This window comes from Pseudomonas sp. C2B4 (genome assembly GCF_013359695.1).
Classification (GTDB): Bacteria; Pseudomonadota; Gammaproteobacteria; order Pseudomonadales; family Pseudomonadaceae; genus Aquipseudomonas.
In genome coordinates this window covers 1-23,032 of record NZ_JABFMU010000055.1, presented here as the reverse complement: position 1 = coordinate 23,032, position 23,032 = coordinate 1, and the positions used below count along the sequence as shown (strand labels likewise).

Below are 23,032 nucleotides of genomic sequence, written 5' to 3'. Positions count from 1 at the left end.
TTCCAGCAGGGAGGGCGCCATGGCGCAGATGTACGACGCACGAGGCAATATCTACATGGTTGTGGCGCCCGGGGATTTGCGCCGCAACGGCATCGCCTTGCCCGATAAGGCCAGGGATGCCGCGCAATCCCGTGAAACCTGGGCACTGGCGGCCATCGAGGCCTGCTGTGCCTGGGCACCCGGCACGCAGCCGCCCGGCAGCAAGGACCATCGCAGCGATGGTTTGCTGGTCGGCCCGTTCCAGTCGTCGCCGCCCTTTGATCTGTTGATCGTCAACACCGACGGCACCCTGGCCGAGCGCAGCGGCAATGGCCTGACGATTTTCTCCCAGGCACTCAGTGATCAAGGGCTTATGGCCGGGGACGAGGCGTGTGTGCTCAGGGTTCATCACGACAAGGCCGATGTGCTTTCACCGGGGGAAACATCGGTGAAAGCGGCGCAGGTCGAGGGTGTGCACGGGTTTTGGCTGGATCTGGGCAAGCCTTCGTTCGGGCCGCAAGCGGTGAGTGCTCATGGCGTTGAAAGCGTGGTGCTCAATGGTCGCGAACTCAGTCATGTGCAGCCGTTGGCGTCGTTGAATGCCGCATGGTCGCGCAGCCAGTTTGCGCGTGTCGGTAATCCGCATTGCGTGACGCTGGTTGAGCATGTGGATGACTTGCCGAGCAATGAGCAGATGCGTGAGCCGGGTTTGTCCGAAGGTCTGACCCGTATCGCCTATGCCATGCCGGCGGGGGCGGGGCAGCCGTGTCCGGCGGGGATCAACTTGCAATGGGCGATGCATGAATCCGGGCAGCGAGTGGTTGCACGGGTGTTCGAGCGCGGTGAAGGGCCGACCGCGTCTTCGGGGACCAGTGCCTCGGCGGTGGCGTGCGCAGCGTGGCGCGTGGGTTGGGTGAGTGCCGGCGAGGTGAAGGTGGTGATGCCGGGTGGGACGGCGCCGATTTTGCTGGAGGAAGAGCAGGGGGAGTTGAGGCGGGTGAGTCTGTTTGGTACGGCGCGGTTGATGGGGTGAGGGTTAGATCGCCATCGCGGGCAAGCCCGCTCCCACAAAGGGCTGGTGAACGACACATAACCCATGTGGGAGCGAGCCTGCTCGCGAAGGCGTCAGTCCAGGCTCTGCAAACTTCAGCTCAAACCACCAAACTCCACCACCGGCATCGTCCGTTTCACCAGCACCTTGCCACCGCGAACCGAATACAGCGGCAATCCCTGGCTGCGGATCACCTCGTAGTCGCTCTCCGCCGACAGGATCAGCAGATTCGCCGGCCGCCCCGGTTGCAATCCATAGCGATCGCCCAGGGCCAGGGCCTTGGCGCTGTTGTCGGTGACCAGGTCCAGTGCGCTCTGCAGGTTGCGGTAACCCAGCATGTGACAGATATGCAGGCCCGCCTCGAGGACTCGCAGGATGTTGCCGTTGCCCAGCGGATACCACGGGTCGACGATTGAATCCTGGCCGAAACACACGTTCATGCCGGCTTCGAGCAACTCGTTGACCCGGGTCACGCCCCGGCGTTTCGGAAAGTTATCGAAGCGCCCCTGCAGGTGAATGCTCTCGGTGGGGCAGGAAACAAAACTGATGCCTGAATGCCCGAGCAGGCGAAACAGTTTGGCGCAGTAGGCATTGTCATAGGAGCCCATGGCCGTGGTGTGGCTGGCGGTGACGCGTGAGCCCATGCCGCGACTGCGGGCTTCTTCGGCCAGCACTTCGAGAAAGCGCGAGTGCGGGTCGTCGGTTTCATCGCAATGCACGTCCACCAGGCAACCGGTGCGTTCGGCCAGGTCCATCAGGAATTTCACCGAGCTGACCCCCTGGTCGCGGGTGTACTCGAAATGCGGAATGCCGCCGACCACATCGGCGCCCATGTGGATCGCTTCCTCCATCAAGTCTCGACCGTTGCGGTAGGACTCGATGCCCTCCTGGGGAAAGGCGACGATTTGCATGTCGATCAGGTGGCGGCTTTCCTCGCGCACTTCGAGCATCGCCTTCAGGGCGGTGAGCTGCGGGTCGGTGACGTCGACGTGGGTACGTACATGCTGGATGCCGTGGGCGGCGAGGTTCTCGATGGTTTTTTTTGCCCTGTTTTTGGTGTCTTCCAGGGTGATGGTCAACTTGCGCTCACCCCAGCATTCAATGCCTTCGAACAGCGTACCGCTCATGTTCCAGCGCGGTTCGCCGGCGGTCAGGGTGGCGTCGAGGTGGATATGTGGCTCGACGAAGGGCGGCACGACCAGGTTGCCGCCGGCGTCCAGGTCCTCGGGCCCCAGGGTCGGGGCCTCGGTCTGCCGGGCAATGTTGCGGATCAGGCCGTCTTCCAGGTGCAACTCATGAAGGCCTTCCTGGTTGCGCAGCCGGGCGTTGATGATGTGCATCGGGAAGGTCCTTTTAGATAATCGGTTCGTCGTTCTCCTTACGTTAGCTCGGCAGCGGCAATCCCCGCCAGTGGCATTGACGTACACAGTTCAATTGTAGGAGTGAGCCTGCTCGCGATAGCGTTGGGTCAGTCAACTAAATTGTCGGGTATGACGCCGCCATCGCGAGCAGGGCTCACTCCTACAGGTAAATGGGGTTTATCAGGGAGATTTGTGCAAGGGTAGAAATTTCAGCAGCGCGGCAACGATGGCTTCGGGCGCATCTTCCTGAACCAGATGCCCTGCGTTGGGGACGGCGTGAAATTGCGCCCCGGGAATCATCTGTTGCAAGGCGCGCCCACGTTCGATGGGAATCCACTGATCATCTTCACCCCAGAGTATCTGCACCGGACAGCGAATCCTCGGGTACAACCCTTCGGCCTCGCGGGTATAGCGTTCGTCCATCTGCGCGATCTGCCGATAGAACGCCGCTTGCCCCGGCTCGCCCAGCCACGGCTGCACGTAGGGGGCGAGTTCGTCGTCCGGGATGTCCCGCTTGATCGCTCCGCGAACATAGGCCGGCACGATGGCCCGTTGGATGTAGTCGGGCAGCCCGCTGAAGGCGGCCTCGTGTTGACGCACATGCTGCACGAACGGCGAACCCCAGGGCGTGAGCGCCACCGGGTCGATCAGTGTCAGGCTGCGGTAATCCTTGCCGTTAAGCAGATGCGCACGCAGCACCGTCGCGCCACCGAAATCGTGGGCCACCACGTCCGGGCAATCCAGCCCCCAGTGTTCCAGCAGCTGTGCCAACAACTGATTCTGCACGCCGAGCGAAACATCACCGTCGACTTTATCGGACTGCCCATAGCCCAGCAAATCGAAGTAATGCACCCGGTGGGTGGTGATGAAATGCGGCGCGATGCGGTGCCAGACATAGGAAGAAAAGGGCGTGCCATGCACGAATACCAACGGCGGGCCGTCGCCCCGTACGGCGTAGCGAACTTCATTACCGTTGAAGCGATAGGTCTGAGCCAGTGGCCAGTCAGTCATGGGCGGGTCCTCTTGGCGTGTGAGAGCCAAAAAGCATAGGCATAAAAAAACAGCCGTTGAAGGCTGTTCTCTATTTCCCTGACAAACTGCAATTCCCCTTGTGGGAGCGAGCCTGCTCGCGAAGAGGTCGTGTCAGTCACCAACAATGTTGAATGTCAGACCGCATTCGCGAGCAGGCTCGCTCCCACAGGAGGCCATTTTGATCGGTTATTCGCCGCGATAGATGCACCCACTGGTGCACGTCTCGTGAATGCGGATGGCGCTGAGTTCCGGCAACAACGGCTTCATCTCGTTCCAGATGAATTTGGCCAGCACTTCACTGGTCGGGTTTTCCAGGCCTGGAATGTCGTTCAGGTAGTTGTGGTCCAGACGCTCATACAGCGGCTTGAAGATCGCCTTGATCTCCGAAAAGTCGCGGATCCAGCCGGTATGCGGATCGAGGTCGCCGCTCAGGTGAATCGCCACTTTGAACGAGTGACCGTGCAGGCGCCCGCACTTGTGGCCCTCGGGGACGTGGGGCAGGCGGTGGGCGGATTCGAAGGTGAATTCTTTGAAAATTTCCAAGGGGTTTCAGCTCTGTTCAGGTGGCGATCGCCGCAGCGATGTGGGCAGGCGTCGAGTTTAACAGTTTGTCCTGACTAAAGGGTCAGCAAGCGCTCGCCGAGGCGACCGTTGGCGGCCAGTTCGAGAAACTCATCGCCCAGCCGACGGCTTTCGTCCATGGTCGCGCGCCAGTATTTCTGCCGACTCGGGGCATCGCCCATGAAGCGTTTGAAGTCGTTACGGTCCGGCAGTTTGCCGTAGGGCAGGCGTGCCAGGTATTCCCTTGACGGCGCCAGTAGCAGGACATTCTGCAGGCGCTCCGGGCAGGCACGGCGCCAGGGCAGGGTCTTGTCGAACCAGCCGGGAATCACCCGGTCGGTGAAGTGCGGATACAGCACGATGTCGTTGCCGCTGTAGGGCAGGTCGAGGTGATAGTCCAGCAAACCGCCGTCGCGGAACGTGCCGGCGCCGGCCCCCGGCAGGTCGCGCACGCCTTCCATCACCATCGGGATCGACCCCGAGGCGAGCAGGGCCTGGCGCAGGTTGTTGGCGTCCAGCGGGACGAAGCGGGACGGAAAGTCGTTCAATGCGTTGACCGGCGGCGCCAGGCGCGGATCGTGGATGATCAGTCGCTCGAAGTGCCGCGACAGTCGAGCGCGGCCGCGCAGGTTGTCGGCGATCACCGATGACAGGCCCAAGCCCAGGCGGCCGCGATGATCGTCCGCCAGCAGACCGTGGCTTTTGACCACCATGATGTTCAGGCGGTAGTGGGCGTTGTCGAGCAGGGCCGCATCGCGACCGTCAAGCAAATCGTCGAGCATGCGCCGCGAGCTCTGGCTGATCTGCGCCATGGTCACGCCCTTGGCGAAGTTCTGCTCGGTGTAGAGCTGACCGAGACGGCGGATGCCTTCGGCGGCATCCGGCAGACAGGCGCTGGCGAAACGCCAGGAGCCGACCGAAGCCCCGATCAGCGAGCGCTCCCGGGGCGCCGACGGCAGCCATTGGCCGAACAGCGCCAGGTCCAGCCCCTGGATGCCCAGCGCCTTCGGCCCACCGGCGGCGCCCGGCAGCGTACCGACATCGACGGCGTTGAGGCCATGTTCACGAATGCGCGCAAAGGCACGCGGACCGGCCTTGATCGTCAGGGAGGGGAACTTGATGTGGATGGCGGTCATACCGGTCTCGAAAGTTGGCAAACACGCGGATTATGTGGGAGCGAGCCTGCTCGCGAAAGCGGTCTGACATTCAACATTGATAGTGACTGACACGGCCCTTTCGCGAGCAGGCTCGCTCCCACAGGGATTGGGGGTTACCAATGATGGCCATTCAGTTTCAATTAAGTTCGAATGGCTAAGGTGGTGTCCATGAAGAAACACAAGAAATTCGGAGACACCCGTGAAAATACTGGCTGCCCTGTTCATTGCATTGACCCTCTTCGGTTTGACCGCAAACCTTGGCCACACCCGGGAGCTACGCTCTGACGAAGCCCGGAAACTGATCGACGCTGGTACCATTGTGCCGATCGAGCAGGTCGAGGCCGTGGCCCTGGCCCGGCATCCGGGTGCGAAAATCATCGAAATCGAGTTAAAGAAAAGGTACGGCACTTACCTTTATCGAATCGAACTGACCGACCCGCAGGGTGTGGAATGGGAGCTTGAGCTGGACGCGGCCGACGGGCTTTTGCGCAAGGATCATCAGGACACTTAATGAAATCGTTTTTACCTTTTCCATCCGCACGCGCCACAGGCCGCCTGGCCCTGGCGCTTGTTGCATTCTGCTCGGTGACAATGGCCCGCGACCTCGACCAGGATGAAGCCCTGCGCCTGCGTCAGCAGGGTGTGATTCTGCCGCTGGAGCAAGTACTGCAAAACGCGCTGGATCGTTATCCCGGCGCCAAATTGTTGGAAGCCGAGCTTGAAGAGAAGCACGGCGTCTACATGTATGAGGTCGAGTTGCTGACCACGGAAGGCGTGGTCCGCGAACTGGACCTCGATGCCGCCACCGGCCGTTTACTCAAAGACAAGGAAGATTGACCGATGCGTTTGCTCCTGGTGGAAGACCATGTACCCCTGGCCGACGAACTGATGGCCGGCCTCCATCGCCAGGGGTACGCCGTGGATTGGCTGGCCGACGGTCGCGACGCGGTGTACCAGGGCAGCAGCGAACCCTATGACCTGATCATCCTCGACCTCGGCCTGCCAGGTCTGCCGGGGCTTGAGGTGCTGGCGCAGTGGCGCGCCGGCGGGCTGGCGACGCCGGTGCTGATCCTCACCGCCCGCGGTTCCTGGGCCGAGCGCATCGAAGGGCTCAAGGCCGGCGCCGACGATTACCTGACCAAGCCTTTCCATCCTGAAGAATTGCACCTGCGGGTTCAGGCGTTGCTGCGTCGCTCCCATGGCCAGGTCAATCAGCCGACCCTCAAGGCCGCCGGGCTGCAACTGGATGAAGGCCGTCAGTGCGTGACCCGCGACGGCGCCGACATTCAACTGACCGCCGCGGAATTTCGTTTGCTGCGCTATTTCATGCTGCACCCGCAACAGATCCTTTCCAAAAGCCATCTCGCCGACCACCTCTACGACGGTGAATCCGAACGCGACTCCAACGTGCTGGAAGTCCATGTCAATCACCTGCGCCGCAAACTGGGGCGCAGCGTGATCGAAACCCGTCGCGGCCAGGGTTATCTGTTCGGCGGGCAAGCGCAGTGAGGTCGATTCAGCGTCGGTTGAGCCTTGGCCTGATCAGCGTGATGGTGGTGGTCGGCCTGGTGCTGGCGCAAACCAGCTTGTGGCTATTCGAAGTGGGCTTGCAGCGTTACCTCGAAGCGGGGTTGCGCAACGACAGCGAGAACCTGCTGGTGGCGCTGGTACGCGGCCCGCAGGGCTTGCAGCTGGATGAGCGGCACCTGTCGCCGGCGTATCAACGACCGTTTTCCGGTCATTATTTCCGTATCGATTTTGCCGACAGTCATTGGCGATCCCGTTCGTTGTGGGACCAGGAACTGCCGCGCCTCGAACATCCCGGCCTGCACAGCAACCTGCAACTGGGGCCGGAGGGCCAGCAACTGCTGGTGCTGCGTTCGGACTATCGGCGCCTCGGCCAGTCGATTTCCATCAGCGTCGCGCAGGATTACACGCCGGTGCGCGAGAGTTTCCAGCGCATGCGGCAAATCGGTCTCGGCCTGGGACTGGCCGGGTTGGTGCTGATTCTGCTGTTGCAACGGATCACCGTGCGGCGCGCCCTGCGGCCGCTGGAAAGGGCCCGGGAACAGATCGCGCAGTTGCAGCAGGGGCAGCGATCGCAACTGGATGACCAGGTGCCAGTGGAGCTGGAACCGCTGGTGACGCAAATCAACCATTTGCTGACCCACACTGAAGACAGCCTCAAGCGTTCGCGCAATGCCTTGGGCAATCTCGGGCACGCCTTGAAAACGCCGTTGGCGGTGCTGTTGAGTCTGGCCTCGAGCGAACAGCTCGACGCGCACCCGCAATTGCGCAAGATCCTCAAGACACAACTGGAACAGGTCCAGCAGCGGCTCAACCGCGAGCTCAACCGCGCCCGGCTGGCGGGTGACGCACTGCCTGGCGCGCTGTTCGACTGCGATGCCGAACTGCCAGGCTTGCTGGCGACCTTGAACATGATCCACGGCGAACACCTTTCCTTGAGCTATCGATCCCCGGCGGACCTGCAGTTGCCGTGGGATCGCGAAGACCTGCTGGAGTTGCTCGGCAACCTGCTGGACAACGCCTGCAAATGGGCGGACGCCGAGGTCCGCTTGAGCGTGATCGAGACCGCGCAAGGGTTTGAGCTGAGTGTGGAGGATGACGGGCCGGGTATTCCCGAAGACCGCCGCGATCAGGTGTTCAGCCGCGGTACCCGGCTGGATGAACAGACTGACGGGCATGGCCTGGGATTGGGCATCGTGCGTGACATCGTCGACACCTGGGGCGGGGTGTTGCGCTTACAGGAGAGCGAGTGGGGCGGGTTGAAGGTGCTGATCGAGTTGCCGAAACGCACCTGAACGTACACCGCAAACCCTGTAGGAGTGAGCCTGCTCGCGATGGCGGAGTGTCAGCCAATATTTTCATCGACTGACACTCCGCCATCGCGAGCAGGGCTCACTCCTACAATGATCTGTGTTGCGCATCTCAGGTGTGATGAATCTCCCGATCCTTGGTTTCCGGCATGAAGAAAATCCCCAGCACGGCCGTCATCACCGCGATGACGATCGGGTACCACAACCCGTAGTAGATGTCCCCGGTGGCCGCGACCATGGCGAAGGCCACCGTCGGCAGGAAACCGCCGAACCAGCCATTGCCGATGTGGTAGGGCAGCGACATCGAGGTGTAGCGGATGCGTGCCGGGAACAATTCCACCAGCCAGGCGGCGATCGGGCCGTAGACCATGGTCACGTAGATCACCAGGATCGTCAGGAGCAGCAGCACCATCGGATAGTTGGACTTGGCCGGGTCAGCCTTCTCGGGGTAACCGGCTTCCTTGAGGGCGGTGGCGAGCGAGGCCGTGAACGCGTCGTTCTGCGCCTTGAAGTCGGCGGCCGGCATGCCGGTGCCTTCGAAGCTGGTGAGCACTTTCTCACCGATGCGCACCTGCGCAACCGTACCCGGTTCGGCTTTCACGTTCTGATAAGGAATGGCCCTTTTCGCCAGCACGGTTTTGGCCAGGTCGCAGGAACTGGTGAATTTGGCCTTGCCCACCGGGTCGAACTGGAACGAGCACTGGCCGGGATCGGCGATCACTGTGACGGGGTTCTTCTCCTGTGCGACGAACACGTCGGGGTTACCGTATTGGGTCAGCGCATGGAAGATCGGGAAGTACGTCAGCGCCGCCAGGATGCAGCCGGCCATGATGATGCCCTTGCGGCCGATGCGGTCGGACAGGCTGCCGAAGATGACGAAGAACGGCGTGCCGATCAGCAGCGAGCCGGCAATCAGCAGGTTGGCGGTCTGCGCGTCGATCTTCAGCGTCTGCAGCAGGAAGAACAGCGCATAGAACTGCCCGGTGTACCAGACCACGGCCTGGCCGGCGGTACCGCCGAGCAGGGCCATGATCACGATCTTCAGGTTGTCCCAGCGTGCGAAGGATTCGGTCAGCGGCGCCTTGGAGGCCTTGCCTTCGGCCTTCATTTTCATGAACACCGGCGATTCGCTCAATTGCAGGCGGATGTACACCGAGACGATCAGCAACAGGATCGACAGCAGGAACGGAATCCGCCAGCCCCAGGCTTCGAAGGCTTCAGTACCCAGCGCTGTACGACAGGCGAGGATCACCAGCAGTGAGAGAAACAGGCCGAGGGTCGCGGTGGTCTGAATCCACGAAGTGAAATAACCGCGTTTGCCTTTCGGCGCATGTTCGGCCACGTAGGTCGCCGCACCGCCGTATTCCCCACCCAGCGCCAAACCTTGCAACAGGCGCAGGGTAATCAGGATGATCGGCGCCGCCACCCCGATGGTCGCGTACCCGGGCAGGAAACCCACCACCGCCGTGGAGACACCCATGATCACAATGGTGATGAGGAAGGTGTGCTTGCGTCCGATCATGTCGCCCAACCGGCCGAACACGATGGCGCCGAAGGGCCGGACAGCGAAGCCGGCGGCAAAGGCGAGGAGGGCGAAAATGAAGGAGGTGGTCTCGTTGACGCCAGCGAAGAAGTGCTTGGCGATGATCGCGGCGAGGGAGCCGTACAGGTAGAAGTCATACCATTCGAACACGGTGCCCAGGGACGAGGCGAAAATGACCTTGCGCTCCTCCCGGGTGATCCCGCGGTTGGGCGCGCTGCCCGTGGTTGTATTGTCGATTGCCGCCATGAGTTTTCTCCGTTGTTCTTGTGTAAGGCCGGAGTACCTTCAGTGTTGTTGCCGCACCCTGGCCCTGGGGCTGATGTCATCGGACTACGGATTGCGCGAAGCGTGGACACAAACAGACGGCCTCGCATCGCTGCAAGGTTTGTAGAAGCATAATCGCGATTGAGAAGATATCCACTCGCCATCATGTGGATGGGTGAGACAACACCTGTGGGAGCGAGCCTGCTCGCGAAGACGGTAGATCAGTCAACTCTATGTTGAATGTTCAATCGCCTTCGCGAGCAGGCTCGCTCCCACAGGTTTTCCGCAGGCGGGGTTAAACGCGGAACTGATCCATCAGGCTTTGCTGTTGATTGGCCAGGCTATTGAGCGACTGGCTCACCCGCGCCGATTCATTGGCCTGCCCCGACAGCGACTCGGTCACGTCGCGAATGGTCGCCACGTTGTTGTTGATCTCTTCGGCCACCGCGCTTTGTTCTTCGGCGGCACTGGCGATCTGCAGGTTCATGTCGCTGATGACCGTCACCGCTTCGCCGATCTGCCGCAGCGCCGTTACCGCCTGGCCGACCTGTTCGACGCTGCCCTGGGCCTGACGATGGCTGTTGCCCATCGACCCCACCACATCCTGGGTGCCGCTTTGCAGTTGCTCGATCACCAGGCGAGTTTCCTCCACCGATTCCTGGGTGCGTCGTGCCAGATTGCGCACTTCATCGGCCACCACGGCAAAGCCACGTCCGGCCTCACCGGCACGGGCCGCTTCGATCGCAGCGTTGAGCGCCAGCAGGTTGGTCTGTTCGGCGATGGCGCGGATCACTTCCAGGACCGAGCCGATCTTCTCGCTATTGGCCGCCAGACCTTCGACCTGAATCATCGCCGCACTCATGTCGGCGGCCAGGTTGTCGATGCTGGTGGTGGTGCGATCGATCACAGTCAGGCCCTGGCGGGTGGCCTGGTCGGCGTCCCGTGCGGCCTGTGCCGCCTGGGCAGCGCTGCGGGCAACGTCCTGGGCGGTGGCGCTCATTTCGTGAGAGGCGGTGGCGACCTGATCCACCTGGCGGTATTGCTGTTCCATGCCGGCGCTGGTCTGGGTGGCAATGGCGGAGGATTCGTCGGCGGTGCTGCGGGCATCCTGCACCGAGCGTTTGACCTCGGCGATGATCGGTTGCAGTTTGTCGAGGAAACGGTTGAACCAGCCGGCCAACTGGCCCAGCTCATCCTTTTTGTCGTAGGCCAGACGGCGGGTCAGGTCGCCTTCGCCGCTGGCGATGTCTTCGAGCATGTGCGCCACGCCAAGGATCGGCTTGGTCACACTGCGGGCCATCAGCCACACCAACAGCAAGCCGATCAACGCGGCCAGTACGCCCAGGCCGAGTTCGGTCAGGGTGCCGGCGGTGTTGCTTTCATCCAGCTGTTTTTTCAGCGCCTCGGCAGGGCCGACCAGCACTTTCTCCGGCACGTCGAGCAAGACACCCCAGGATTTTCCGTCCGGAATCGGCTGGAACGGCGCCAGCACCTTGAGCTGCTGATCGCTGTGCAGGCTGCTGGTCTTGATGGCGGCAGCGAGCATGCGCATCAGCTCGGCACCGTTGCGCGGGTCCACGGTTTCCAGGCGCTGACTGAGTTTGCTGGCATCCGGGCTGTACCCGGCAAGCAGGCCGGCCGGGCTGACGATGCTGACGCTGGTCTGGCCGTCATACAGCTTTTTGCTCGCGCTCTGGCTGACCGCTTGCAGGCTGTTGAGGTTGATGTCCACCGACAGCGAGGCGATGACCTTGCCGTTGACCATCAAAGGGAAAACGATGCTGGTCATCAGCACGTTCTGGCCGTCGATCACATAAAAATACGGCTCGATCACGCAGGGCTTGAGGGTGGTGCGCGGGCAAGTGAACCAGGCATTGGCCGGTTCGCCACTGGGGCCGGTGCTGGTATCGGCGATGTCTTTTTCCGGCAGGGGCATGGAGGTCAGCTGGCCGGGTGTCGGTTGCGACCAATACAGGGCAAAGCGCCCCTTTTCGTTGCTGCCGACTTCGCTCTGGTCGGCGAACAGTTCGTCCTTGCCATCCAGTCCGTTGGGTTCGAACACCAGGGACAGCCCCAGCAGTTCCGGGTTGGCTTGCAGGGCCGACTTGACCTGGCGGGTCAGGTCTTCGCGCAGGTCGAAGGCGTCGAGAAAGCGCTTCTCGGCCTGATCGCGCAGAAACAGCACCTGCCGCGAAAAGCCGTGGCCATATTGATAGGCATCCATGAACTGCTGGCGAATGTTCAGCGCCTGGTTCTCGCCCTGGGATTCGATCCGCGCCTGGGCGGCTTCGGTCAACATCTCCATGCTCGAAGCTTTCACCAGCTCGGAGCTGTGCTCCATGCGATACAGCGAAAGCCCCACCAGCAGGGTCACGATGCCCGCCAGGCAAAGACCGGCCAGCAGGGTGATTTTCCATTGAATGGAAAGTTGTCTGAGCGACATGGGGACGTCCTTATTCGATAAATATCTGAGACTTTGCACTGTAACGGCCGGAAATTGGCTTTCTTTATTCCGTCTATCGGCTATCAAAAACTCTCCCTGTAGGAGCGAGCCTGCTCGCGATGGTGGTCAACGATGACGCGGGGAGCCTGGATGCCCGCGGTGCCTGGTGGTTCATCGCGAGCAGGCTCGCTCCTACAGGTATTCATATGTCGTTACATATCCACAGGGCCCGCACGCTTTGACACGGAGGTGACTGTGCGGCACAGTGCGCGCCCTCTAATAAAACCCACTCCTACATCCGCTGGCGGCTCTCGCAGACTGCCGGACGGAGTCTTTCCGTTTGTCTCGAGGTAATGAAATGAATGCAGTGATTGCCGCGGTCGGCATCATGCTGATACTCAGTCTGTCCCGCGTGCATGTGGTCATCGCGCTGATTGTCGGTGCCCTGGTGGGCGGCCTGACCGGTGGCCTGGGTATCGAAGCGACGCTCAAGGCCTTCAACAGCGGCCTCGGCGGTGGGGCGACGGTGGCGTTGTCCTACGCGTTGCTCGGCGCTTTCGCCGTGGCCATTGCCAAGTCCGGCCTGGCCCACGCCCTGGCCGACAAGGCCCTGGCGATGGTCGATCGCCAGCACGCCACCGGTGGCGGTCAGGTCAAATGGTTGCTGATCGGCCTGCTCTGGGTGGTGGCCATTGCCTCGCAGAACATTTTGCCGATCCATATCGCCTTCATTCCATTGCTGGTGCCGCCGCTCCTATACGTACTGACCAAGTTGCAACTGGACCGCCGGTTGATCGCCTGCGTTATCACCTTCGGCCTGATCACCCCGTACATGTTCCTGCCGGTGGGCTTCGGCAACATCTTTCTCAATGAAATTCTGCTGGCCAATGTGGCCCGCAGCGGCGTGGATGTCAGCGGCATCAACGTCACCCATGCCATGGGCATCCCGGCGCTGGGCATGCTGGTTGGGCTCGGGGTGGCGTTCATCAGTTACCGCAAGAAGCGCATCTACGACCTGGCGAAGATCGAGCAGGTGGAACAGGTGGCGGTGCAATACAACCCGTTGAGCCTCATGGTGGCGCTCATGGCCATCGCCGCGGCGTTCATCATTCAGTTGCTGCTGGACTCGATGATTATTGGCGCGCTGGCCGGCTTCCTGATCTTTTCGCTGTCGGGCATCGTCAAGTGGCGTGATACCGATGACCTGTTCACCGAAGGCATGAAAATGATGGCGATGATCGGCTTCATCATGATCGCCGCCTCCGGGTTCGGCGAGGTGATCAAGGCGACCGGGGAAGTGCAGACACTGGTTGAAGCGTCCGCCTCGTGGATCGACCACAGCAAAGCCATTGGCGCGCTGATGATGTTGCTGGTGGGGCTGCTGGTGACCATGGGCATCGGCTCGTCGTTTTCCACGGTGCCGATCCTGGCGGTGATTTTCGTGCCGTTGTGCGTGCAACTGGGCTTCAGCCCGATCGCCATCGTCTGCATCGTCGGCACCGCCGGCGCCCTGGGGGACGCCGGTTCGCCAGCCTCGGACTCGACCCTCGGCCCGACCTCCGGCCTGAACATCGACGGCCAGCATCACCACATCTGGGACACCGTGGTCCCGACCTTTCTGCATTACAACCTGCCGTTGCTGGCGTTTGGGTGGCTGGCCGCGATGGTCCTCTAACTCGTTTTCCCTGACACCCTACAACCACTGTGGGAGCGAGCCTGCTCGCGAAGACGGTGTATCAGTCGACATCAATGTTTGTTGACACACCGCATTCGCAAGCAGGCTCGCTCCCACAGGGGAGGGGGCAATGTGGCCTTGAGTTCAACTTTTGACCTGGCGTGCCGTTAAAGCCTTTACCCACGCCAATAAAATCAAAAGAGTGAACGCCATGCGCATGAGCCTGAAGGCCAAAGTCCTGTCCCTTGCCGTCCTCCCGGTGTTGCTCTTTGCGCTGGTCATCAGCCTAACCACCCTGTTCATCCTCCAGGGCCAGGCGCGTCACGAGGTCGAGGAAACCCGCGAGCGCCTGCTCAGCGATGCCAAGGCCACCCTGCAAAGCTACGTGGCCGTGGCCATGACCACCATCAAGCCGCTGTACGACGCTGCCGCCCAAGGCGACAACGCGGCGCGGGCCCAGGCGATCAAGTTGCTGTCGAACATCAAGTACGGCAAGGAAGGCTACTTCTTCGGCTACGACTCCGAGACCGTGCGTCTGTTCAAGGCCAACGACCCGGAGGGCGTGGGCAAGAGCTTCAAGGACAATCGCGACCCGAACGGTGTCTACGTCAACCGTGACCTGGTGAAAGTCGCCAAGGACGGTACCCACTACCTGCAATACAGCTCGCCGCTGCCGGGCAATGCGCAAGTGTTGGTGCCGAAACTCGGCTACACCGAATACCTGCCGAAGTGGGACATGGCGGTCGGCACCTCGGTCAACCTCGACGGCATCGAGGCGCAAGTGGCCGTGGTCGAAGCCAAGGTCCAGGAACGCATGCAAGGCGTGGTGCTGAGCATCGTCGGGGTGGCCGTGGTGGTGCTGTTGCTGATCGCTGCTGCCGGGATGCTGTTGGCCAACACCATTCTGCGTCCGCTGAACCTGATGAAAGCCAATCTCGACGACATTGCGGCGGGCGAGGGCGACCTGACTCGCCGCCTGACCATCACCAGCCAGGATGAACTGGGCGAGCTGGCCGGTTCGTTCAACCGGTTTGTCGACAAAATCCACGGGCTGGTGCGCCAGATCAGCGAAATGACCACGCAACTGACCGGGCTGGTGAATCAGGTCTCGGATCAGGCCCATCGCTCGGATCAGGCCATGGAGCGCCAGCGTCACGAAACCGATCAGGTCGCCACGGCGATCAATGAAATGTCCGCTGCCGCCCAGGAAGTGGCCAAGAGCGCACAAAACGCCGCGGTGGCCGCGCAGCAGACCGACGAAGAAGGCCAGGCCGCCAAACGCGTGGTGGCCGGCAGCATCGAGAAGATTCATGCCCTGGTGGACGACATTCGCAGCAGCGGCGTGTCGCTCGACAGCCTGCAAAAAGACGTGTCGTCGATTGTCAGCGTACTCGGGGTGATTCGCTCGATTGCCGACCAAACCAACCTGCTGGCGCTCAACGCGGCCATCGAAGCGGCTCGTGCCGGTGAGGCCGGGCGGGGTTTTGCGGTGGTGGCCGATGAAGTCCGGGCCCTGGCCAGTCGTACGCAGATCAGCACCCAGGAAATCCAGGGCATGATCGACCGCTTGCAGGCCGGCACCCAGTCGGCGGTGGAAGCCATGCGCCGCTCCAGCGAGGCCGGTGACGGCACCTCGGCCCAGGCCAACGAAGCCGGCGCGTCCCTGGACACCATGGCGCAACTGATCGCCACCATCAATTCGATGAACGCCCAGATCGCCAGCGCCGCCGAAGAACAGACCGCCGTGGCCGAAGAGATCAACCGTAGCGTGCATCAGATCGCGGTGGCGGTGGATAACGTTGCTGGCGAGACCCAGCAGGGCGCGCAAACCTCCAGGAGCCTCGCGGATCTGGGGCAGCGCCTTGGCAGTCTGGTCGGACAGTTCCGTATCTGACAGACACCGCAAAACCTGTGGGAGCGAGCCTGCTCGCGAAGGCGTCGTGTCAGCCGACATCAATGTTTGTTGACACACCGCATTCGCGAGCAGGCTCGCTCCCACAGGGGAGTTGCGGTGAGTAAGGCACCTCTCCTGGAATCGATCACCACCGGGTTTAAGGTCAGCTCCTACACTGGTGGTACGGGTTGTTTGTTTGACCTGCGACGACCACCACAAAAGGAGTCAGCACCATGACCGATGACCGTAAATGCGACTGTCCTAGATGTAACTGCAAGCTCGGCGATCACCCGATCGTGCGTCACGGCAAGCATTTTTGTTGCGAAGCCTGCGCCAAGCACCATGAACACGGTGAAGAGTGCGCCCATGAAGGCTGCAAGTGCGCCCATGGCTGACAGCGATCGCGCACAGGAAAGTGGAGCCTGACCGGGCTCCGCTTTCAGTGTCGGATGGCGTCAGTTCGCCGGTCGCCATTTGACATTTTCCACACCGAATTTCTCTGCCATCGGCTTGCTGGTCTTTTGCACTTTTTCCCGGCCAAAGCGCGGAATCCTGCCGACGCCGGCGTCGCAACTCGCCCAATGCCAGGCCTCGGCGTTGTCCATTTTATCCAGACGAATAATGAACGATTTGGGGACGCCATGAAGGGTGTACTCGATGACGAAGAGTTTTGCATTGTTCATATGGCCCGTATTCCTCCCTGTTGTACATAAACGGATCGCTGTCCACTCGGAAAATTCAACCGGATTGTCAGGCGGGTGCATTCACTGGCGGCCAGTCCGGTGGCTGGTTAACATAAAGCATTCCCCCCAACCCCAATGATCATTGCCCATGGCCCTTGCCGCCCCGCCGGATCTGAGTGATACCGATGTGCCCGTGCAACCGCTGGCGCGTACCTATCCGCGCGGGTTGTTCATCGAATCCCATGAGCATGTGTGGGGGCAATTGCTGTATGCGATGAGCGGGGTAATGTGGGTCGAGACGCCCCATGAGGCGCTGGTGGTGCCGCCGCAGCGCGCCGTGTGGCTGCCACCGGGCGTGCCTCACGGGATTCGCGTGGTGTCCGATCTGCAAATGCGCAACATCTACCTGCGACCGTCCCTGGCGGCGACGCTCGATGACAGCGTGCAGGTCATTGAAGTGGGTGGCCTGCTGCGTGAACTGATCGTCGGCCTGGTGGAGCAGGGCGACGACGGTGCCCCGGAGTATTACGAGGCATTGGTAGCGCTGGCGCTGCTGGAGCTCAAGCGGGCCAGGCGCTCGCAGATGAAAATCCCGCTGCCGGACGATTCCGACCGGCGCCTGATGAACCTGTGCCAGGCGGTCATGGCCCAGCCATCCCTGGACATTCCTTTCGAGCAACACGCTGAAACCGCCGGGGCCAGCGTGCGCACCCTGGCGCGGCTGTTCAAGGACGGCCTGGGCATGGGCTTTGCCGAATGGCGGCGGCAGGTGCAACTGGCGACGGCGGCGGCCGAATTGATCCAGGGTGTGCCGGTCAGTGCCATTGCCCGGGAGTTGGGCTATTCCCCCAGCAGTTTCAGCGACATGTTCCGCCGGGAACTGGGTGTCGCGCCCTCACAGTTTTCCACAACCCTGTAGGAGCGAGCCTGCTCGCGATGGACGTTAACGATAACGCTTGCTTCCTGAATTAACGCGGGGCGCTTGAGTCCATCGCGAGCAGGCTCGCTCCTACAGGGTTTGAGTTGGTTTGGCCGAAATTCAGAAGCACTTGGCCGGTGTCCGCATTCGCCGCTCCCTAGACTGGCGGCATCTCTCAACTGCCCACGGAGCCTGCCATGAGCTACTTCATTTCGCTGGTCATCGGTCTTGGCGTCGGCCTGCTGTACGGCGCCCTGGATTTTCGTTCCCCCGCGCCACCGGCCGTCGCGCTGATAGGCCTGCTGGGCATGCTGGCGGGCGAAAAACTGTGGCCGATGGGCCGGCAGTTGGTCGCCGGCTGGATCTCCTGAATCCCTTTATCTACTGGATGGAAACCTCATGAAAGCTTTGCAGTTCGACAAAACCGGCGATCTCTCTGCCCTGCGCTACGTCGAGGTGCCGACTCCCGTCCCTGGTGCCGATGAAGTACTGGTCGAAATCAAGGCGGCGGGCCTCAACCCCAGCGATGTGAAGAACGTGCTGGGACGCTTTCCCTACACCACCTTGCCGAGGATTCCCGGTCGTGATTTTGCCGGCATCGTCGTTGAAGGCCCGTCAGCGCTGATTGGCCAGCAGGTCTGGGGCACGGGCCGTGAGCTGGGCTTTTTCGCCGATGGTTCCCATGCGCAATACATCAAACTGCCGGCCAACGGCGTCGCCCTGAAACCCACGCATTTGAGCTTCGCTCAAGCCGCCAGCCTGGGTGTGCCCTACACCACGGCCTGGGATGCGCTGGAACGCAGCCTGGTGACTTCGCAAACCCGTCTGCTGGTGATTGGCGGCGGGGCGGTGGGCAGTGCCGCGCTGGCCTTGGCGAAAGTGCGGGGTGCCCAGGTGCTCGCGGCGGCGCGCCGTCCCGAGCAGGTCAAGGACTTGCAGGCCCAGGGCTATCAGACACTGCAACTCGACAAACCCGAAGACTTGGGCGCACAGGTGAACGCCGTTTTCAACGGTGGCGCTGACGTGATTTTCGACACCACCGGCTTCTGGCTGCCGGCCTCCGTCGCGGCATTGGCCACCTTTGGGCGCATCGCCATCATCGCCGCACCGGTGGATGGCATGGTGCAGTTGCCGGCATTGGCGCTGTATCGCAAGGGTGGATCGGTGGTGGGGATCAACTCGTTGCTGTACGGGGTGCAAGCCTGCGCGGCGATGCTGGATCAGTTCGGAACATTCTTCGATCAGGATTTGTTGCCATTGCCGCAAGGGTTGTTCGAGTCGCCATTGGCCGAAGGGCTGGAGCGTTATGCCGAGGTGAATCAGGGAAGCGGCGACAAGGTGATTCTGCTGCCATAACCCAATCCCTGTAGGAGCGAGCATGCTCGCGAAAAACGCCTTGGCAACGCGGGCATTCAGGAAGCCAGCGTTATCGTTGACGACCATCGCGAGCGTGCTCGCTCCTACAGGACTAGACTCGGTCGCATCGACTACAAGAGGTCTATGCGATGAGCGAGCCGATCCGCCTGACCCAATACAGCCACGGTGCTGGTTGCGGTTGCAAGATTTCCCCCCAGGTACTGGAAGTGATTCTGGCCGGCAGCGGGGCGCAGAATCTGGACCCGAGACTCTGGGTCGGCAATGCCTCGCGCGATGATGCGGCGGTGTATGCCATCGACGAAGAACGCGGCGTGGTCTCGACCACGGATTTTTTCATGCCGATCGTCGACGATCCCTTCGATTTCGGCCGCATTGCCGCCACCAATGCCATCAGTGATATCTACGCCATGGGCGGCGATCCGTTGATGGCGATCGCGATCCTTGGCTGGCCGGTCAATGTGCTGGCGCCGGAGGTTGCCCGGGAGGTGGTTCGCGGTGGCCGTTCAGTCTGTGACGAGGCGGGCATTCCCTTGGCGGGCGGGCATTCCATCGATGCGCCGGAACCCATCTTCGGCCTGGCCGTCACCGGCCTGGTGGAAAAGCGCCACATGAAGCGCAACGACACCGCCACCGCCGGTTGCCTGCTGTACCTGACCAAACCGTTGGGCATCGGCATCCTCACCACTGCCGAGAAAAAGGGCAAGTTGCGCCCGGCCGATATCGGCCTGGCCCGCGACTGGATGTGCACCCTGAACAAACCCGGCAGCCGCTTCGGCAAGCTCGAGGGGGTGACGGCGATGACCGACGTCACGGGGTTTGGCCTGCTGGGGCATCTGGTGGAAATGGCGGATGGCAGCGGCCTGACCGCGCGAATCCGATACGACCGGGTGCCGCGTTTGCCGGGTGTCGAGTATTACCTTGCACAGGACTGCATACCGGGTGGCACGTTGCGTAATTTCGACAGCTACGCCAGCAAACTGGGACGCCTTCAGGAACTGCATAAACGTGTTCTGTGCGATCCGCAAACCAGTGGTGGCCTGCTGATCGCGGTCACCCCCGCAGGCAATCGACACTTTCTCGAAACCGCCGCCGAACTGGGTCTGAACCTTGAGCCCATCGGTGAGCTGGTCGAGCGACAGAACAATGCGGTCGAGGTGTCTTGATGTCTGTCGACTGCACCGATTACCGCGATATTTTTCTTAACGACCGGCCGATGATGGATGCCCGCGCGCCGATCGAATTTGCCAAAGGCGCGTTCCCTGGTGCGATCAATCTGCCGCTGATGAACGATCACGAGCGGCAACGGGTTGGCACCTGTTACAAACAACACGGTCAGCAAGCGGCCCTGGAACTGGGGCATCAATTGGTGTCCGGCGCCATCAAGGCCGAGCGCATCCAGGCCTGGGCGGACTTCGCTCGGGCGCATCCCGATGGGCTGTTGTATTGCTTTCGCGGCGGCCTGCGTTCGCAGATCGTCCAGCAGTGGCTCAAGGCCGAGGCGGGCATCGACTATCCGCGCGTTGCCGGCGGCTACAAAGCGATGCGGACTTTCCTGCTGGAGACCCTCGACCAGGCCGTCGACCAGTGCGATTTCGTCTTGTTGGGCGGCATGACCGGTACCGGCAAAACCGAAGTGCTCACGCAGTTGCGCAACGGGCTGGACCTTGAAGGGCACGCCAATCATCGCGGCTCCAGCTTCGGCAAGCGTGCCACCGGCCAACCCTCCAATATCGACTTTGAAAACCGTCTGGCGGTGGATCTGCTGAAAAAGCGCAGCCACGGCCTCGAACAGTTCGTGCTGGAAGATGAAAACCGCGCGATCGGCAGTTGCGCATTGCCATTGCCGTTGTATCAGGGCATGCAGCAGTTCCCGATGGTCTGGCTCGAAGACAGCCTGCAAGGGCGGGTCGAGCGAATCCTGCGTGATTACGTGGTGGATTTGTGTGCCGAGTTCATCCGTGTCCATGGCGATGAAGGCTTTGTGCTGTTTTCCGAGCGCTTGCTGGACAGCCTGAACAACGTACAGAAGCGCCTGGGTGGCGAGCGGCATCGACGGATGATGCTGTTGATGGAGGACGCCTTGGCGGAGCAGGGGCGCAGCGGCGCGGTGGATTTGCACCGGGGCTGGATCGAGGGGTTGCTGGTTGAGTATTACGATCCGATGTATGAGTTTCAGCGGGAGAAAAAGGGCGCGCGGATCGAGTTTGCGGGGGAGCGGGGGGCGGTGCTGGCGTATTTGCGGGAGCGGGGCGGGCAGTCCATTTGATGTTGTTCTTTCCGGCCCCATCGCGGGCAAGCCCGCTCCCACAGTGTTCTTTGTTGTTCACAAATTCTGTGGTCGCTGAAGATCCCTGTGGGAGCGGGCTTGCCCGCGATGAGGCCCGAACAGATACCGTGTAAATCAGGTCGGACAAGTCTCCCGTCCATTGTCCAGCCCCTGCTTGTAAGTGTGGCTTTGCAGGCTGGCCTTGCCGTTGTGCCAGGTCAGGGTCAGTACGTACAACGAGTCGTAGTCGCTGGACTCCCAATCCTCGGTGATCTTTTGCTTCTTGCCGACGGCTTCCCCGGCGACCTTGTTGATCAGTTCCGGCAGGTAACCATGGGACCAGGCGGTATAGATGACCGAGTTGTGATACTTGTCGTGCAGCAGCTCATCGGCCAGGTCACTGGTGTCGTTGGCCGAGAAGTTGATGTTGACCGGCAGGCCGAGCTTTATCGCGCTGGGGCTGATGGTCATCAGCGGACGGATGTAGCTGTAGGAGTTGTCCAGTTCGCCTTCCTCGACGTTGCGGGTCGGGTTGGCGGCAAACACATAGTCGGCCTTGCCGAATTTTTCCGGGAGCAGGGTCGCCAGGTCGATTGCCCGGTTCAGCCCCTGGCAGTTGAGCTGGCCCAGGCCACCGGCGGGTTTTTCCGCGTGGCGCAGGAACACCAGCGTCTGGGTGCCGTCCGCCTGCTGGGCACGGCTTTCGCGGGACTCCAGCAACATGAACAACGCGCTGAATGCCAGCAGGGCAGGCAGGAAGATGTAGGCGCGATGTTTAAAGCGATTGGCGAGTTTCAGAAAATTCGTCATGGAAAAATGGGTTCTTCAGCATGTTGGGTTAAGGCTGACAAACCTTTACACCGCGATTTTCCTGCGTCGGGTGTTTTCCATGTCGTTGAGCCGGTCCGTTTTCAAAAAGGCAGTGCTCAGAGTCCTCTGAAGCCCATTTGGTTCGATTCCGGCTGAGTGGCGCAGCCATCTATCGATAACCTTGAACGGGTTGGAGCCAAGGTTATCGACAGGATGTTGCGGATTTATGGACACCCTACACTGGCAGGCACGCAGGGGTGCTGTGATCAATGTTGATCTTTACCATCAGTGGTATTGATGGCCCCAGGCAACGCATGGCGGGTTATCTCCATTATGATCGGCATTCTCAATTTTCTCGTGGACCCTGCCCATGACCGATTTGTCTGCGTTCCCCATCACCCGCAAATGGCCGGCCCAGTATCCGGAGTGGATTCAGCTGTACTCCTTGCCGACCCCCAACGGCGTCAAGGTCTCGATCATGCTCGAAGAGATCGGCTTGCCGTATGAGCCTCACCGCGTAGGTTTTGACACCAACGATCAGATGTCCCCCGAATTCCTGTCGTTGAACCCCAACAACAAGATCCCGGCGATCCTCGATCCCCACGGCCCGGATGACCGACCGTTAGCGCTGTTCGAGTCCGGGGCAATCCTGATTTACCTGGCCGACAAGAGCGGGCAACTGCTGGCACAGGAAACTGCAGCCCGCTACGAAACCCTTCAGTGGCTGATGTTCCAGATGGGCGGGATCGGTCCGATGTTCGGCCAGCTCGGTTTCTTCAACAAGTTCGCCGGCAAGGATTACGAAGACAAGCGTCCCCGTGACCGCTACGTCGAGGAGAGCAGGCGCCTGCTCGCGGTCCTCGATAAACGCCTGGAAGGACGGGACTGGATCATGGGCGAGCGTTACACCATTGCCGATATCGCCACTTTTCCGTGGGTGCGCAACCTGATCGGCTTCTATGAGGCCGGCGATCTGGTGGGTATCCGGAATTTCCCGAATGTCACGCGGGTACTGGAGCGCTTCCTGGCGCGGCCGGCGGTGCAGCGCGGGTTGGAAATCCCGAAACCCGTCTCCAACTGACACACTGCAAAACCCTGTGGGAGCGAGCCTGCTCGCGAAGGCGGCGTATCAGTCAGCATATGCAGTGACTGACACAACGCCTTCGCGAGCAGGCTCGCT

At 61.4% G+C, this 23,032-nt stretch carries 21 protein-coding genes and 3 pseudogenes; 15 read left to right on the top strand and 9 right to left on the bottom strand.

The window, feature by feature from the left end:
* The first annotated feature begins 19 nt into the window (after positions 1-19).
* A complete protein-coding gene (locus HNQ83_RS25345; RefSeq protein ID WP_175391490.1) occupies positions 20-1,012 on the top strand; it encodes a diaminopimelate epimerase in 993 nt (330 codons plus the stop codon).
* Between the two features lie 113 nt (positions 1,013-1,125).
* Here the strand turns inward: HNQ83_RS25345 and codA are convergent, their stop codons facing one another.
* The 4 genes from codA to HNQ83_RS25325 all read right to left on the bottom strand — a co-directional run bounded on the left by codA (position 1,126) and on the right by HNQ83_RS25325 (position 5,120).
* Entirely contained in the window at positions 1,126-2,370 is a 1,245-nt protein-coding gene (gene codA / locus HNQ83_RS25340) for a cytosine deaminase (protein WP_175391489.1), read from the bottom strand.
* 201 nt (positions 2,371-2,571) lie between these two features.
* A complete protein-coding gene (locus HNQ83_RS25335) occupies positions 2,572-3,402 on the bottom strand; it encodes an alpha/beta fold hydrolase (RefSeq protein ID WP_175391488.1) in 831 nt (276 codons plus the stop codon).
* A 207-nt stretch (positions 3,403-3,609) separates the two neighbouring features.
* Complete coding sequence (queD, locus tag HNQ83_RS25330; protein WP_007991413.1) at positions 3,610-3,966, bottom strand: 6-carboxytetrahydropterin synthase QueD; 357 nt, start codon at positions 3,964-3,966, stop codon at positions 3,610-3,612.
* A 74-nt stretch (positions 3,967-4,040) separates the two neighbouring features.
* Positions 4,041-5,120 carry a patatin-like phospholipase family protein gene (locus HNQ83_RS25325; RefSeq protein ID WP_175391487.1) on the bottom strand — a complete coding sequence of 360 codons (1,080 nt, stop codon included), beginning with the start codon at positions 5,118-5,120 and terminating at the stop codon, positions 4,041-4,043.
* Positions 5,121-5,340: 220 nt separating this feature from the next.
* Between HNQ83_RS25325 and HNQ83_RS25320 the strand changes: the two genes are divergently transcribed.
* From HNQ83_RS25320 to HNQ83_RS25305, 4 genes are read left to right on the top strand one after another with little or no spacing between them, the layout of a single operon-like run.
* Positions 5,341-5,652 (top strand): PepSY domain-containing protein, encoded by a 312-nt coding sequence (locus HNQ83_RS25320; protein ID WP_175391486.1) that lies wholly within the window; start codon positions 5,341-5,343, stop codon positions 5,650-5,652.
* Positions 5,652-5,978 (top strand): PepSY domain-containing protein, encoded by a 327-nt coding sequence (locus HNQ83_RS25315; protein WP_175391485.1) that lies wholly within the window; start codon positions 5,652-5,654, stop codon positions 5,976-5,978. Before HNQ83_RS25320 ends, HNQ83_RS25315 begins: the two co-directional genes overlap by 1 nt.
* 3 nt (positions 5,979-5,981) lie before the next feature.
* Positions 5,982-6,650, top strand: a complete 669-nt coding sequence (locus HNQ83_RS25310; RefSeq protein WP_175391484.1) for a response regulator transcription factor — start codon at positions 5,982-5,984, stop codon at positions 6,648-6,650.
* Positions 6,647-7,963 carry an ATP-binding protein gene (locus tag HNQ83_RS25305; RefSeq protein WP_175391483.1) on the top strand — a complete coding sequence of 439 codons (1,317 nt, stop codon included), beginning with the start codon at positions 6,647-6,649 and terminating at the stop codon, positions 7,961-7,963. Before HNQ83_RS25310 ends, HNQ83_RS25305 begins: the two co-directional genes overlap by 4 nt.
* A gap of 127 nt (positions 7,964-8,090) precedes the next feature.
* Here HNQ83_RS25305 and HNQ83_RS25300 read toward each other — a convergent pair whose 3' ends face one another.
* The 3 genes and pseudogenes from HNQ83_RS25300 to HNQ83_RS31750 form a co-directional block, all read right to left on the bottom strand.
* Positions 8,091-9,767, bottom strand: coding sequence for an MFS transporter (locus HNQ83_RS25300; RefSeq protein ID WP_175391482.1), 1,677 nt, complete (start codon positions 9,765-9,767; stop codon positions 8,091-8,093).
* A 313-nt stretch (positions 9,768-10,080) separates the two neighbouring features.
* Positions 10,081-10,674, bottom strand: a pseudogene (locus HNQ83_RS31755) (methyl-accepting chemotaxis protein); the annotation flags it as partial.
* A gap of 264 nt (positions 10,675-10,938) precedes the next feature.
* Positions 10,939-12,009 (bottom strand): annotated as a pseudogene (locus tag HNQ83_RS31750) (HAMP domain-containing protein); the annotation flags it as partial.
* A gap of 577 nt (positions 12,010-12,586) precedes the next feature.
* On the opposite strand from HNQ83_RS31750, the gene HNQ83_RS25290 reads away from it, so the two are divergent.
* From HNQ83_RS25290 to HNQ83_RS25280, 4 genes and pseudogenes are all read left to right on the top strand, one after another.
* Positions 12,587-13,903: a Na+/H+ antiporter family protein gene (locus tag HNQ83_RS25290; protein WP_175391480.1), complete on the top strand. Its 1,317-nt coding sequence runs from the start codon at positions 12,587-12,589 to the stop codon at positions 13,901-13,903.
* Positions 13,904-14,114: 211 nt separating this feature from the next.
* Positions 14,115-14,939 (top strand): annotated as a pseudogene (locus HNQ83_RS31745) (cache domain-containing protein); the annotation flags it as partial.
* Positions 14,940-14,975: 36 nt separating this feature from the next.
* Positions 14,976-15,797, top strand: a complete 822-nt coding sequence (locus tag HNQ83_RS31740) for a methyl-accepting chemotaxis protein (RefSeq protein ID WP_372241932.1) — start codon at positions 14,976-14,978, stop codon at positions 15,795-15,797.
* 233 nt (positions 15,798-16,030) lie between these two features.
* The gene (locus HNQ83_RS25280) at positions 16,031-16,192 is read left to right on the top strand and encodes a metallothionein (protein WP_175391478.1); all 162 of its coding nucleotides are present in this window, start codon (positions 16,031-16,033) and stop codon (positions 16,190-16,192) included.
* Positions 16,193-16,252: 60 nt separating this feature from the next.
* Here the strand turns inward: HNQ83_RS25280 and HNQ83_RS25275 are convergent, their stop codons facing one another.
* Positions 16,253-16,480: a DUF6555 family protein gene (locus HNQ83_RS25275; protein WP_047527456.1), complete on the bottom strand. Its 228-nt coding sequence runs from the start codon at positions 16,478-16,480 to the stop codon at positions 16,253-16,255.
* Positions 16,481-16,628: 148 nt separating this feature from the next.
* Here HNQ83_RS25275 and HNQ83_RS25270 point away from each other — a divergent pair, with 148 nt between their 5' ends.
* The 5 genes from HNQ83_RS25270 to mnmH all read left to right on the top strand — a co-directional run bounded on the left by HNQ83_RS25270 (position 16,629) and on the right by mnmH (position 21,042).
* On the top strand, positions 16,629-17,399 hold the full coding sequence (locus tag HNQ83_RS25270) for a helix-turn-helix transcriptional regulator (protein ID WP_175391477.1): 771 nt from the start codon (positions 16,629-16,631) through the stop codon (positions 17,397-17,399).
* A 197-nt stretch (positions 17,400-17,596) separates the two neighbouring features.
* Complete coding sequence (locus HNQ83_RS25265; protein ID WP_110963981.1) at positions 17,597-17,770, top strand: DUF1427 family protein; 174 nt, start codon at positions 17,597-17,599, stop codon at positions 17,768-17,770.
* A gap of 28 nt (positions 17,771-17,798) precedes the next feature.
* A complete protein-coding gene (locus tag HNQ83_RS25260) occupies positions 17,799-18,755 on the top strand; it encodes a zinc-binding alcohol dehydrogenase family protein (protein ID WP_175391476.1) in 957 nt (318 codons plus the stop codon).
* A 149-nt stretch (positions 18,756-18,904) separates the two neighbouring features.
* The gene (selD, locus tag HNQ83_RS25255; RefSeq protein ID WP_175391475.1) at positions 18,905-19,939 is read left to right on the top strand and encodes a selenide, water dikinase SelD; all 1,035 of its coding nucleotides are present in this window, start codon (positions 18,905-18,907) and stop codon (positions 19,937-19,939) included.
* Positions 19,939-21,042 carry a tRNA 2-selenouridine(34) synthase MnmH gene (mnmH, locus tag HNQ83_RS25250; protein ID WP_175391474.1) on the top strand — a complete coding sequence of 368 codons (1,104 nt, stop codon included), beginning with the start codon at positions 19,939-19,941 and terminating at the stop codon, positions 21,040-21,042. Before selD ends, mnmH begins: the two co-directional genes overlap by 1 nt.
* Positions 21,043-21,177: 135 nt before the next feature.
* On the opposite strand, the gene HNQ83_RS25245 is transcribed toward mnmH, so the two are convergent.
* Entirely contained in the window at positions 21,178-21,852 is a 675-nt protein-coding gene (locus HNQ83_RS25245) for a histidine phosphatase family protein (RefSeq protein WP_175391473.1), read from the bottom strand.
* Positions 21,853-22,222: 370 nt separating this feature from the next.
* On the opposite strand from HNQ83_RS25245, the gene HNQ83_RS25240 reads away from it, so the two are divergent.
* Positions 22,223-22,933 carry a glutathione S-transferase family protein gene (locus HNQ83_RS25240; RefSeq protein ID WP_175391472.1) on the top strand — a complete coding sequence of 237 codons (711 nt, stop codon included), beginning with the start codon at positions 22,223-22,225 and terminating at the stop codon, positions 22,931-22,933.
* Positions 22,934-23,032: the final 99 nt, after the last annotated feature.

Excerpts from the sequence above, each read along its gene's own strand:
- HNQ83_RS25345 (WP_175391490.1), top strand. The coding sequence starts at position 20 with ATGGCGCAGATGTACGACGCACGAGGCAATATCTACATGGTTGTGGCG.
- codA (WP_175391489.1), bottom strand. The coding sequence starts at position 2,370 with ATGCACATCATCAACGCCCGGCTGCGCAACCAGGAAGGCCTTCATGAG.
- HNQ83_RS25335 (WP_175391488.1), bottom strand. The coding sequence starts at position 3,402 with ATGACTGACTGGCCACTGGCTCAGACCTATCGCTTCAACGGTAATGAA.
- HNQ83_RS25325 (WP_175391487.1), bottom strand. The coding sequence starts at position 5,120 with ATGACCGCCATCCACATCAAGTTCCCCTCCCTGACGATCAAGGCCGGT.
- HNQ83_RS25315 (WP_175391485.1), top strand. The coding sequence starts at position 5,652 with ATGAAATCGTTTTTACCTTTTCCATCCGCACGCGCCACAGGCCGCCTG.
- HNQ83_RS25310 (WP_175391484.1), top strand. The coding sequence starts at position 5,982 with ATGCGTTTGCTCCTGGTGGAAGACCATGTACCCCTGGCCGACGAACTG.
- HNQ83_RS25300 (WP_175391482.1), bottom strand. The coding sequence starts at position 9,767 with ATGGCGGCAATCGACAATACAACCACGGGCAGCGCGCCCAACCGCGGG.
- HNQ83_RS25290 (WP_175391480.1), top strand. The coding sequence starts at position 12,587 with ATGAATGCAGTGATTGCCGCGGTCGGCATCATGCTGATACTCAGTCTG.
- HNQ83_RS31740 (WP_372241932.1), top strand. The coding sequence starts at position 14,976 with ATGACCACGCAACTGACCGGGCTGGTGAATCAGGTCTCGGATCAGGCC.
- HNQ83_RS25280 (WP_175391478.1), top strand. The coding sequence starts at position 16,031 with ATGACCGATGACCGTAAATGCGACTGTCCTAGATGTAACTGCAAGCTC.
- HNQ83_RS25275 (WP_047527456.1), bottom strand. The coding sequence starts at position 16,480 with ATGAACAATGCAAAACTCTTCGTCATCGAGTACACCCTTCATGGCGTC.
- HNQ83_RS25270 (WP_175391477.1), top strand. The coding sequence starts at position 16,629 with ATGGCCCTTGCCGCCCCGCCGGATCTGAGTGATACCGATGTGCCCGTG.
- HNQ83_RS25265 (WP_110963981.1), top strand. The coding sequence starts at position 17,597 with ATGAGCTACTTCATTTCGCTGGTCATCGGTCTTGGCGTCGGCCTGCTG.
- HNQ83_RS25260 (WP_175391476.1), top strand. The coding sequence starts at position 17,799 with ATGAAAGCTTTGCAGTTCGACAAAACCGGCGATCTCTCTGCCCTGCGC.
- selD (WP_175391475.1), top strand. The coding sequence starts at position 18,905 with ATGAGCGAGCCGATCCGCCTGACCCAATACAGCCACGGTGCTGGTTGC.
- mnmH (WP_175391474.1), top strand. The coding sequence starts at position 19,939 with ATGTCTGTCGACTGCACCGATTACCGCGATATTTTTCTTAACGACCGG.
- HNQ83_RS25245 (WP_175391473.1), bottom strand. The coding sequence starts at position 21,852 with ATGACGAATTTTCTGAAACTCGCCAATCGCTTTAAACATCGCGCCTAC.
- HNQ83_RS25240 (WP_175391472.1), top strand. The coding sequence starts at position 22,223 with ATGACCGATTTGTCTGCGTTCCCCATCACCCGCAAATGGCCGGCCCAG.